Source organism: Vibrio sp., assembly GCF_038138445.1.
Lineage (GTDB): Bacteria > Pseudomonadota > Gammaproteobacteria > Enterobacterales > Vibrionaceae > Vibrio.
Genome location: NZ_JAYQDQ010000002.1, coordinates 35,384 through 47,648 on the forward strand (window position 1 = coordinate 35,384; position 12,265 = coordinate 47,648).

The 12,265-nt window shown below is 41.4% G+C and carries 9 protein-coding genes; 7 read left to right on the plus strand and 2 right to left on the minus strand.

What is annotated here, in order from left to right; translation table 11 throughout:
- The first annotated feature begins 305 nt into the window (after nt 1-305).
- From AAFM34_RS01005 to AAFM34_RS01035, 7 genes are all read left to right on the plus strand, one after another.
- Nucleotides 306-1,538, plus strand: coding sequence for an HlyD family efflux transporter periplasmic adaptor subunit (locus tag AAFM34_RS01005; RefSeq protein ID WP_341659053.1), 1,233 nt, complete (start codon nt 306-308; stop codon nt 1,536-1,538).
- A complete protein-coding gene (locus tag AAFM34_RS01010; protein ID WP_341659055.1) occupies nt 1,535-3,634 on the plus strand; it encodes a peptidase domain-containing ABC transporter in 2,100 nt (699 codons plus the stop codon). The genes AAFM34_RS01005 and AAFM34_RS01010 overlap by 4 nt, the downstream gene beginning before the upstream one ends.
- Before the next feature lie 264 nt (nt 3,635-3,898).
- Nucleotides 3,899-4,237: a P-II family nitrogen regulator gene (gene glnK / locus AAFM34_RS01015; protein WP_341659057.1), complete on the plus strand. Its 339-nt coding sequence runs from the start codon at nt 3,899-3,901 to the stop codon at nt 4,235-4,237.
- Between the two features lie 25 nt (nt 4,238-4,262).
- Nucleotides 4,263-5,492: an ammonium transporter gene (locus AAFM34_RS01020; protein WP_341659059.1), complete on the plus strand. Its 1,230-nt coding sequence runs from the start codon at nt 4,263-4,265 to the stop codon at nt 5,490-5,492.
- Between the two features lie 143 nt (nt 5,493-5,635).
- Entirely contained in the window at nt 5,636-6,649 is a 1,014-nt protein-coding gene (locus AAFM34_RS01025) for a Fe(3+) ABC transporter substrate-binding protein (protein WP_341659061.1), read from the plus strand.
- Between the two features lie 137 nt (nt 6,650-6,786).
- On the plus strand, nt 6,787-8,412 hold the full coding sequence (locus AAFM34_RS01030; protein ID WP_341659063.1) for an iron ABC transporter permease: 1,626 nt from the start codon (nt 6,787-6,789) through the stop codon (nt 8,410-8,412).
- Nucleotides 8,412-9,443 carry an ABC transporter ATP-binding protein gene (locus AAFM34_RS01035; protein WP_341659065.1) on the plus strand — a complete coding sequence of 344 codons (1,032 nt, stop codon included), beginning with the start codon at nt 8,412-8,414 and terminating at the stop codon, nt 9,441-9,443. Before AAFM34_RS01030 ends, AAFM34_RS01035 begins: the two co-directional genes overlap by 1 nt.
- Nucleotides 9,444-9,464: 21 nt before the next feature.
- Here the strand turns inward: AAFM34_RS01035 and AAFM34_RS01040 are convergent, their stop codons facing one another.
- Together AAFM34_RS01040 and AAFM34_RS01045 are read right to left on the minus strand one after the other, a co-directional pair.
- Nucleotides 9,465-11,378 (minus strand): beta-N-acetylhexosaminidase, encoded by a 1,914-nt coding sequence (locus AAFM34_RS01040; RefSeq protein WP_341659067.1) that lies wholly within the window; start codon nt 11,376-11,378, stop codon nt 9,465-9,467.
- On the minus strand, nt 11,375-12,265 hold the full coding sequence (locus AAFM34_RS01045; protein ID WP_341659069.1) for an N-acetylglucosamine kinase: 891 nt from the start codon (nt 12,263-12,265) through the stop codon (nt 11,375-11,377). Before AAFM34_RS01045 ends, AAFM34_RS01040 begins: the two co-directional genes overlap by 4 nt.

A 12,265-nucleotide genomic window follows, 5' to 3' on the forward strand; every position in this document is an offset into this window, starting at 1 on the left:
TATAGGATTATGTTTAAATCCGTAATCGATACTAGTTCATTAAAATAAATTTTAGAAATTAAAGTTTTTTATTTTTACCGTTAACTTATAAACTATTGTTATTACTTTTTGTTAAACCTATTATTTTTATGTTGTTTAATTTTTAATTCAAAGTGTTTTTACTATTAATTAATAATCTACTATTTTATTTCAAATTCCTCCATTGATTTTTTTTATTATTTGTTTTTATTTATAACGATTATTTTGTTGTTTTTAACTTGTTTCTTATTAATTATATTGATAAGAAATAGATAGTGTGTACTGTTATGCTTTTTAGAAAAGAAGCTCTTGATTATCAAAAAAACACCAATATTGGTGGTGTTTTTCTTAAGCATCCAAGAGCTTATAAAATGCTTTATTTTTGTTTATTTGTTGTTTTTATTATTATGGTTTTTTTTATTGCTTTTGGAAAAGTAAGTAAAAAGGCAAAAGTTCATGGTTACTTAGAGCCATCTTCGGGGATCATGCGTTACACAACACCACTTCAAGGCCAAATTCAACAAATTCTAGTTGAAGAGCAGCAATGGGTAGAAAAGGGCACGCCATTGTTGGAAGTTGTTAACGAGCATGCTTTAAACCATGATAATGAGCTGCATCAAGGGCGGCTAGTTGAACTCAATACAATCCTTGACTCTATTGAATCTTTACTGAAGCTCTCTGAGAAAGAGTTTCATGAAAAGCAGCAACAATTACAAGTTGAATCAGTTGCCGTTAGTGAGCAACTCACTCGGTTATCGAAGGCAAAAAAAGTAGCAGAAAAGCAACTCACTATTGCTAAGCACAAGCTCAATAATATGAGTGAACTGCTGTCGAAAAACTTAGTGGCAAGATCAGATGTAGAGCAGCAAGAATCTCAGTTACTTGATTTTCAAGGCAACATTAACCGCTTGTTGCTCAACGAGTCTGAATTGGCTTCTAGAAAGCAATCTTTAGAGATGCAAGCAGCCAGTTTACCTATTGAATATCAACAGCGAAATCAAGAGCTCAAAGTTGAGAGAAGTCGCCTCAAGCATGAGAAAATCGAGTATGAAAGTCTACAACGATACTGGGTAGTGGCGACACGGTCTGGAACTGTGACTCGAATACATCATAAGTTAGGTGAGCAGATAAGCGAACATGAGCCGCTTGTACATTTGCTTCCTAAAGAGAGTCAATTAGAGGCTGTTCTACTTGTTCCTTCTGAATCCATTGGTTTTATTCGAGTTAACCAAATGGCAAAAATTAAATTGGATGCTTTTCCCTACCAAAGATTTGGTTTTCAAATGTCGACCATAACTAAAGTGTCGAACCATGTCCTGCTTCCCCAAGATTTAAATGCTCTGGTAGTGACTGAATCGCCAGTCTACCGAGTGACTGCTGAACTTCCAGAGGCTCGTCCTCAATTACACGGTAAGGATGTACTGCTAAAACCCGGCATGACTTTTTCAGCTGATATCATTCTTGACCGCCAAACCATATGGAATTGGCTGCTTGAGCCTTTATTGAGTAACAAAAAATGACCAATGAAAACATAGAATTTACCTCGAAAAAGCGCATTCAACCTCTGTTACAAGCGGAAGCGGCTGAATGTGGTCTAGCTTGTTTGGGCATGATGTTAAATTACTACCATGGCGATACAGATATCGTCAGTTTGAGGCAGAAATTTAGTTTGTCGATAAAAGGCTGCACTATGGCAGATATTTTATCTATGGCCGAGCATGTAGGTATGGCAGGGCGTGGGGTAAAGGTTGAGTTGGATGAGCTTTCCCAATTACAAACTCCCTGCATCCTTCATTGGGAAATGACACATTTTGTCGTTCTTGAAAAAGTAGGCAAAGACAGAATTACTATTCTTGACCCTGCCTGCGGGAGAGTCACAATGAGTATGTCACAAGTTAGTGAGCGCTTTACTGGCGTGGCTTTAGAGCTCACTCCTACACACTCTTTTAAAGCCCCTAAAATCAAACAAACCATCCAATTAGGTGATTTTTGGAAAAGCATGGTTGGTGCCCGAGGGTTTGTTGTTAGCTTGATTGGTTTAGCCTTAATTCTGCAATTACTAGGGTTAATATCCCCGTTTGGGATGCAGATAATAACAGATAACATCATAGCTAGTAATGATTTACATATGCTTAACGTGGTAATTATGGGGCTGGCGCTAATCGTGCTGTTGGAGCTATTTACAGGATGGTTAAGAGACTTTGTTACTCAGCGGTTCGGCCACCAACTTAGTTTTCAGATGCAGGCCAACATGCTCAATCATCTGCTTCGTTTACCAATGAGCTTTTTTGAAAATCGTCATCTTGGCGATATTCTCTCGAAAATTGAGTCTCTTACTCCTGTTCAGACTTTGTTGGCATTTACTATTCCTGAACAGATGTTAAACGCCTTGTTTGGCATTGTGACTAGCGTGGTATTGCTAATATATTCTCCTATGCTATTCGCTGTGATCGCTACCGCTTTATTGTCATATGTAGTGGTACGCCGTTTTTTTTATCCTGCTCAACGTCAGTTAGCGATGGAAAGCCTTATCGCAGAAGCTAAGAAAGAATCGAATTTGATGGAAACCCTGCGTTCTATGCAGGCAATCAAGCTTTATGGCAAAGAAGTCCAGAGACAAGGTTTGTGGCAAAATCTGGCGATAAAAAGTATCAATTTAGAGATAAAAAATGAGCGATTAGATTTTTGGCAAGCTAAGGCTAATGAGTTCATTTTTGGAGCTGAACGTTTAATCATCCTATATGTCGGCGCTTCACTGGTAATTAAAGGGCAATTCACACTCGGTATGTTTATGGCTTTTGTGTCGTATCGAGAGATGTTTGTTACACACGTTACTAGCTTGATTGATTTTATGTTTGAATATCGAATGATCAGTGTTCATTTAGAACGTATTTCGGAAGTACTGTTGAGTGAAAAAGAGATGATGAGTAAAGATAAAACATTTTGCTCAAACACTTCGTTATCAAGCATTACCGGAAACATCGAACTTAAAAATATTCAATTTCAGCATTCTGATTTCTCTGACCCCGTTTTTCGTAGTCTCTCACTTAATATCAATGCGGGTGAATCCGTGGCAATTATTGGACCTAGTGGTGTTGGAAAAACGACATTATTGAAACTAATGATAGGGTTACTCTCACCTCAAAAAGGTGAGGTCCTGATCGATGGGAAAAATATCATTGATTACGATATCAACAATCTACGATCTCAAATAGCTACTGTTATGCAAGATGAGCAACTATTTATGGGGACATTAGCTGAAAATATTCATTTCTTTTCTGAAGAACCAGATATGGAATTTGTTAAGCAATGTGCTGATTTTGCTGGACTACATCAGGATATTAACAATATGCCAATGGGTTACAATACTCTAGTAGGCGAAATGGGATCAGCACTAAGTGGTGGTCAGAAACAGCGTTTAGTGCTAGCTCGTGCGCTTTATAAACGTCCTGTGATGATGTTTTTGGATGAAGCGACGAGTCATTTGGATGTGAAACTGGAAAAAGAAATCAATAAGACAATTTCAAACATGAAGATCACTAGAGTCATTATTGCTCATCGTCCAGAGACAATTGCTAGTGCTGATAGAGTAATAGACTTAAATCTAGCCCATTAATAATAAAGCTTTTGATAATTTTAGTACTAGGTGTAGGGATGGGCTCAAGAAGTTGTAGATGTAATAGCAGTGCTTTATAAACACCTACGAGGCAGTCTGATTTTAGAACTTGCCTCATAGTAGTGAAAAGGGCGCACCAATATGGTGCGCCCTTTGTGTTTCTAATTCTTTAAAAAATACCAAGTCAATATATATCAAACACTTAATAAGTTGGCATGTAGCTTGGATTAATGGATGTAATTATATCAGCCTCGAGAGGATAAGATGAAAATCATTAATGCGATTATAAAGCCATTTAAATTGGATGATGTACGAGAAGCTTTAGCAGATGTTGGTATAGAAGGAATGACAGTATCAGAGGTGAAAGGCTTTGGGCGGCAAAAAGGTCACACCGAGCTTTATCGTGGTGCTGAATATCAAGTCGATTTTTTGCCTAAAGTGAAGCTCGAAATTGCAACCCATGCGGACAATGTTGAGCCTGTTGTTGAGGCTATCTCTAAAGCGGCTCATACCGGAAAAATAGGCGATGGAAAAATATTTGTTTACGACCTAAACCAAGCAGTACGCATACGTACTGGTGAAATGGACGAAGAAGCACTCTAAGCACGATAGGATTGGAGAATACCAAATGGAACTTACATCAACAGCTGTTGAATTACGTTACGCTCTAGACACTTTTTTCTTTTTGATTTCAGGTGCACTTGTCATGTGGATGGCGGCTGGATTCGCTATGTTAGAAGCAGGTTTAGTGCGCTCGAAAAATACTACTGAGATATTAACCAAGAATGTTTGTCTTTATGCGATTGCCTGTACTACGTATCTGGTTGTTGGCTACAACATTATGTATGTCGATAATATTGAGGGAGGCTGGTTACCATCAATCGGGGCTCTAATCGGATCGCAAAGTACTGGTGCTGATCACTCTTTAGAGTCTGACTTTTTCTTTCAGGTTGTATTTGTTGCTACTGCCATGTCCGTTGTCTCTGGCGCGGTTGCTGAACGAATGAAACTTTGGTCATTTCTTATTTTATCGGCGGTGTTGACCTCATTTATTTATCCAATGGAAGGATATTGGACATGGGGTGGTGGCTTTTTAGCACAAGCGGGCTTTAGTGATTTTGCAGGCTCTGGGATAGTGCATATGGCGGGAGCGGCGGCAGCGCTTGCTGGAGTGTTACTGCTAGGTGCGCGCTGTGGTAAGTATGGTAAAAATGGCGAAATCTACCCAATTCCGGGTTCAAATATGCCACTTGCCACCTTAGGCACATTTATTTTGTGGTTTGGTTGGTTTGGCTTTAATGGTGGCTCTCAACTAATGGTGTCTGATTTCGAAAATGCCACCGCAGTAGGAAAAATTTTTCTTAACACCAACGCGGCTGCCGCTGCTGGGGCATTTGCTGCGCTCTTAGTATGCAAAACGACTTGGGGCAAAGCCGACTTGACCATGGTGCTTAATGGAGCTTTGGCTGGTTTAGTTGCAATTACTGCCGATCCTTTATCTCCGTCTCCTATCTATTCGGTAGCGATCGGCGCAGTTTCTGGCGTTTTGGTCGTCTTTAGCATCATAGCGTTGGATAAACTCAAAATAGATGATCCGGTTGGTGCTATTTCTGTTCATGGAGTATGTGGCTTTTTTGGTTTGATGGTGGTGCCTTTGAGTAATAGTGAGGCCAGTGTTGGCGCGCAGCTACTTGGTGCTGTCACTATTTTCTCTTGGGTATTTATCAGCAGTTTAATTGTATGGTCGGTACTTAAGGCGACTCTTGGCATTCGCGTTTCTGAAGAAGAGGAGCTAGAAGGGATGGATATGCATGATTGCGGTGTTGGTGCCTACCCAGAGTTTGTGAGCGTTAAATAAGTCATAAGCTGTTACAAATAAAAAACTCAAAAACCTGCCAGCTATGGCAGGTTTTGTTGTTTCGATCATTGTGTTCTAGATCGTGATACATATAATAACGCAACTGATAAACGTTATCATTACGAAATTAAAGGACTGAACCAATGAAAAAAGTGCTGACTCTTTCGGCTTTGGTATGTGCTACTTTGGCGCCAACCGTTATGGCTGCTGAAGAAGTAAATGTTTACTCATACCGTCAACCATTCTTAGTTGAGCCTATGTTTAATGAGTTCACCAAAGAGACTGGCATTAAAGTAAACGTAAAGTTTGCTAAAAAGGGTTTAGCAGAGAAGCTGGCTCAAGAAGGCGAATATAGCCCTGCTGATGTTATTCTAACGGTTGACATCAGTCGTCTTTCTGAGCTGACAGACAAAGGCTTGGTTCAGTCTGTTGATAGTGATGTACTAGAGAAAAATATTCCAGTTCAGTATCAAGATGAGAATAATGAGTGGTTTGCGTTAACCACGCGAACGCGCAGCGTTTATTCATCTCGTGATCGTGTTGGCAAACTAGGTGATGACTTTACTTACGAGGATCTTGCTAAGCCTGAGTTTAAAGGCAAGATTTGTACTCGTAGCGGTAAACACCCTTACAATGTTTCGCTGGTTTCTTCAATGATCGCCCATCAAGGTGAGGCAGAAACGAAGAAGTGGCTGGAAGGCGTTAAAGCTAATCTAGCGCGTAAGCCCCAAGGTAATGACCGTGCTCAAGTAAAAGCAATCAAAGAAGGTCTTTGCGATGTATCTCTGGGTAACAGCTACTATCTAGGGAAAATGTATAATGATAAAGAGCAGAAAGCATGGGCTGATGCGGTTTACATTAATTTCCCTGATCAGAAGACTACGGGTACCCATGTTAATATCTCTGGTATGGCAATGGCCAAATATTCACCAAATAAAGACAATGCAATTAAGCTGATGGAGTTTTTGTCTGGTGATAAAGCTCAGAGCATGTATGCAGAGGTCAATTATGAGTATCCTGTTAAAAATGGCGTGAAGCGCTCGGCGCTGGTCGCATCTTGGGGAGACTTTAAGGCAGACACTATCTCTTTAGACGAAATCGCTGATCATCACTCATCTGCAATTAAACTACTCGACGAAGTAAAATTCGACCTGTAATTGCTGATCATTGCAATTATTTAGCCTCAAGTTGCTGTTGTTATTGGCGCGACTTGAGGTTGTTGCTATATAAGGGTATAAAATACTCTTAGTGTGATAGAGATGCATGACTCATATGCATCTATGATTGTTAGGCAATGAAAGAAAAATTATACCTATGGAAAACCAGTAGTGGGATGCTAGCCTTGCTACTGGTTTTGCCGATCTTGGCAATATTTATGACGTCAATTGGTGAGACAGATGAACTCTTTTCTCATCTTTTATCGACCGTAATGCCAACTTATACTCTCAATACTGTCGCTTTAGCTGCTGGGACTATGCTGCTGTCTGCCGTTTTTGGTATACCCTCCGCTTGGATAATGGCAATGTGTAAAATCCCAAGCGAAAGGGTTTTACAATGGGCATTGGTCCTTCCTCTGGCTATGCCAAGTTATATTGTGGGATATATTTTTACCGACTGGCTTGATTTTGCAGGCCCAATCCAAATATTTCTTCGTGACGTTATGGGGTGGCAAGCAGGAGATTATTGGTTTCCTGACATTCGAACCCTGCCGGGCGCCATTTTTGTGTTGGCATTGGTCTTATACCCATATGTGTATTTACTCTGCCGCGCCTCCTTTATGGAGCAAAATGTCTCTTTATTGCAGTCGGCACGCTTGCTCAAATGTTCACCATGGGAAAGCTTTCTCCGGATATCATTGCCACTTGCCAGACCCTCTATTGCCATAGGGCTCTCCTTGGTTGCGATGGAAACCATCGGTGATTTTGGCACAGTCAGTTACTTTGCTGTAAATACTTTAACCACGGCAGTGTATGACACTTGGCTCGGTTATTCGAGCCTAACTGCTGCCGCAAAAATATCGGCAATTATGCTGATATTTGTTGTCTTATTGCTCAGCACCGAGCGTTATAGCCGCCGCAGACAAAAGTTGTTTCAAAACCAGTTTAATAGCAGTGAAGACTTTAGATATCAGCTACAGGGCTGGAAAAAATGGTTAGCCTTATTTTGGTGCTGGGGCTTGGTCGTTATCGCGTTTGCATTTCCTTTAATGCAGTTGATTGTTTATGCATATCAATATTTTTCTCAAAGTTGGACCCCAGAATTTCGTCAATACGCTTTGAATAGTTTGTATGTATCATTTTCAGCAGCCTTAATTGGCGTTTTTGTTGCTGTCGTGGTGAATTTTTATCATCGTTTGGTCGGAAATAGCCAAAGCTTGGCCTTCATGCGTTTATCTTCGTTGGGCTATGCTGTTCCCGGCACTGTACTAGCTATTGGGGTTATGGTCCCGGTTCTTTTCATGGATCATTTGGTCAATGATGTGGCAAAAGCGATCAATGTTGCTCAGCCAGGCTTGATATTTTCAGGCTCTATGTTTGCGTTGATCTTTGCCTTAACGGTGAGGTTTTCTGCAGTGGCTATTGGTAGTGTTGAGAGCAGTCTTAACAAAGTGTCTCCCTCACTTGATATGGCCTCACGTACTATGGGGTGTAATTCCAACCAGATGCTTTGGCGTGTTCATTTTCCTCTGATTCGACGAGGTGCGTTAATTGCGGGGCTACTGGTATTTATTGAATCAATGAAAGAGCTCAATGCCGCTCTGCTACTTCGGCCGTTTAATTTTGAAACCTTGGCAACTTATGTGTATAACTTTGCCTCCGATGAGCAGCTTGAGTTAGCAGCGTTACCCGCAGTACTTTTGGTATTAGTCGGATTGATTCCACTTGTATTAGTTAATCGTTCACTGGAGCACTCTCACTGATGAGCAACGCGCTATCTATCACTAATTTAACATGTCAATATGATCTGCAAACAACCGTGCTTGAGTCCTTGTCTTTGGATGTAAACCAAGGTGAAATCGTGTGTTTGCTTGGTGCGAGTGGTTGTGGAAAAACAACCTTGTTAAAAGCGATCGCAGGTCTACTGCCGCTAAGCTCAGGGGCAATGCGTCTCAACGGCAAGCTAATAGATAACGGCAGCTGCTGGCAGCCACCAGAGCAGCGAAATATTGGCATGATATTTCAAGATTACGCACTTTTTCCTCATTTAACAGTGGAAGAAAATGTGGCTTTTGGTTTAAAAGCATTTAGCAAACATGATAAATCGCTCAAGGTTGCGGAAATGTTGGCGTTGGTGCATCTCATAGGATACGAGAAGCGTTACCCACATCAGTTATCAGGTGGGCAACAGCAACGTGTCGCTATCGCTCGTTCTTTGGCGTACAACCCTGACTTACTATTGTTAGACGAGCCTTTTTCTAACATTGACACTCAGGTTCGCCACGAATTGATCGGTGAAATTCGTAAAATCTTTAAGCAGCAGGGTGTGACTGCGATCTTTGTAACTCACAGTCGTGAAGAAGCTTTTGCCTTTGCTGATAAGATGGCGGTGATGAATCATGGCGTTATAGAGCAATATGGAACCGCGAGTGAATTATATTATCAACCATCAAGTAAATTTGTTGCAGACTTCTTAGGTGGCGGCAGCTACCTGAACGCAAAACGGGTATCGGAACGAGAGTTTGAAACTGAGCTTGGCCTTGTCGAAGCTAAGGCGCAGCAAGATATCCATATTGATGCCAAGTGTGAATTGTTACTGCGCCCACAGCACATCCAAATTAGTGCGACTGAACAAAGCAGCGTCATGGTACTTGAGCAGCAATTCATGGGAGACCACTGCCGTTATGTCATTGATGCCAACGGTAGCCGATTATTAGCTAGTTCATCGGAACCATTAAACATTGGTCAGCCAGTTTCGGTCAAAGTAGAAACACACGGTGTTTTGGCATTCTAATTCTACCTTGATCTGACGTTATTAAGTTTTTGTCTTCCATGGGTATCGGTATTGGATATTTTGCTTATCCATTAGCTGCTGATGCTGCTTTAGGCGAGATAAATAATCTTGCCAATTGCGCCTAGAGCTGTCTGTCCAGCAAACTTCAGCAAATGCAGTCAACCTTGGGAAAAGCATATAATCAACCTTGGTCTGCTCTATGGTGTTTTCGCACCATAGAGCGCACTGAAGCCCTGATATCTTCTGATGTATATTGCTCTGTGCTGATATTTTTTCAAGTGGCTGGTAACGGTAAGCTTTTTCTAAAGTAAGTACTCCTGCCCAATCGGAGCCGAGTTCATTAGGCGTGTAGTCTTGTACTAAATCAAAGTAGGTATATTGGGCTGGTTGGAGAATCACATTGAAACCTTGTTCAGCGCTATTTATGGCGGCGTTCTCACTGGTCCAAGCAACTATGACAGTATTTGAACTAACTTTATTCCCATTTTTGACTTCTTCCCAGCCAAGCATACGTTTTCCAAGTGATTTAAGTTTGTTCTCTGCATAGCGGAGAATATGACCTTGAAGCTCATCTGTGCTTTGGTAGTGATTGACTTTCATGAGTGTCTGACAAGCTTGACTGTTTTTCCATACACCAGAGGGGACTTCGTCACCGCCCATATGTATCCAAGATGAAGGAAAAAGATCCGCAATTTCTTCTAGCACTTTGTCGATGAAAAGATAAGTGCCGTCGAGGGCAGGGGAAAGAGTGTTATCGTGATAGTTTTGGACACTTAGATAGCAAGATGAGTCTTCGTCATCAGTAAGTAGATGAGGGAGAGATTTTATCGCTGCTCTACAATGCCCAGGGATATCAATCTCTGGTATCACAATAATCGAGCGATCAGCGGCATAAGCGATGATTTCTCGTATCTGCTCTTTGCTATAATAACCTTCATGACTTGAGGTAAGATGGCTCAATTGTGGCTCTAAATCGTACTGACTGCCACGTTTTGCACCTATTTGAGTGAGTTGTGGAAAAGCATCGATCTCCACTCTCCATCCTTCATCATCGGTTAAATGCCAGTGAAAATGGTTAAACTTGTAATACGCCAATTGATTAATCAATCTTTTGATTGTACTCACGGAGTGAAAATGACGAGCGCAGTCGAGCATCAATCCACGATAAGTAAATCGAGGATGATCGGTGATCTTAACCTTAGGAACGACGAATTTACCATCTAAGCTTTTAATTAGCTGCAATAAGGTAGCACTGGCGTGGGTAAAACCATTTATAGAGTTAGCCTCTAATTTAATACACTCCGTCTCCACCTCTAAATTATAGTGTCCGTCCTCTAGGGAAGAATTGAGCACAAAGAGTATACCGCTGTTACTTTTTCCCAAATGAATGCCAAACATGGTATTCATTTCTTGCTCTAGCCATGTGGCCGCTTTCTCTGCCATAGAAGTTTGGATGGAGATATTGACTTTGTCAGTCAGAGTGATCTCTCCCTCTCGATATTCGATTTTGTTGGGATGAGGGATAAGCCCGATGCAAGATGTTTCTGGAGGTGTCAAGCAAGCGTCTATTTCATGGGCTTTGGCAAGCATCATTGGCTCAATGGCGACTGGCAGTTTCTGGTTTGTGTCTAGGTTAACAACTACGGCCTCTTTTATGCCATGAGCATAGAAGCGAATAGGTGGTGACTTAACAATAAATTCGCAGTAATACTGTTTATCTGTAGCTAAGTTGTCGATATCTGGCGTGATTGTACAAAAACTTCCTACTTGCTTGACTTTGCCATGATTGATGCTGTCGAGCTTAATATTACGTTCGAAAATAAACTGTAAACCCCAGCGTGGGAGTGTGAATTCAGAGACGTTGTGCAGTGTTAAGCTGACCAAGCTCTGCTCGGGCTCTTCAGAAATCACTGCCAGTTGGAGTTGATAGCTCATGCATCCTCTCTTTTAAATAAATTATGTTCTGGCTTTCCTGCAAACATCAAAGCACCTTCGAGTGCATCATACTCAGGTGTAACCAGCCATTGATGAGTACTTGGGGTAAGCCAATCACCAATGCGCTCTGCGATACCGCCCATAAGACAAACTCTCTCAGCGCCTTTTTTAACTAAGGCTTGAACTAACATTTCAATGTCATGTGCGGTTTCTTTTAGCAGCCATATCGCAAGACGATCGTTTTGATTTGCATGATCAAATATCAGAGGACAGAACTGAGCATAATCTCGGGGTAGAGCGGTTTTAGACCAAGTAACAATTTCACTGATGTCATGGTTAAAATGTTGGAAAATGTGCTGACAAAGTGGTGTTTTTGCACGCATGTCATCTGCTGCAAGAAGAACTTGTTGTAGTAACTTGAGGCCCATGATGGCGCCACTACCTTGATCTGAAATAGGAAACTCGTGTCCTCCCACTACATATTGTTTGGTTCCAGACAAATAAAGACCGCATGATCCTGTTCCCGCAATGACAATGGCACCTCTGTCTCCGTTATGCGCACCAAGGCAAGCACCGTAGGCATCGGTATTCAAGACTAAAGAAGCAAAAGGGTGTGGTTGTGATATGAACTCGAACCATGCACTTTTATGTTCTGCGCCAGCAAGCGCTAATCCAAGGTGCATGAAAGCGAATTGGGAATGATCAAGCTTTGCACTTTGCGCTGCTTTGGATACGGTTTCAATTACAGACTGGAGCGCAAGATCGACTCCGAGTAGGATATTAGCGCTGCCGCCTTTTGCTTCGCCAAGTAATCTTCCTTGATGATCTCTTATTCTTGCTCGGCAACTGGTTCCTCCGCCGTCAATACCGACATAATATTGAATCAT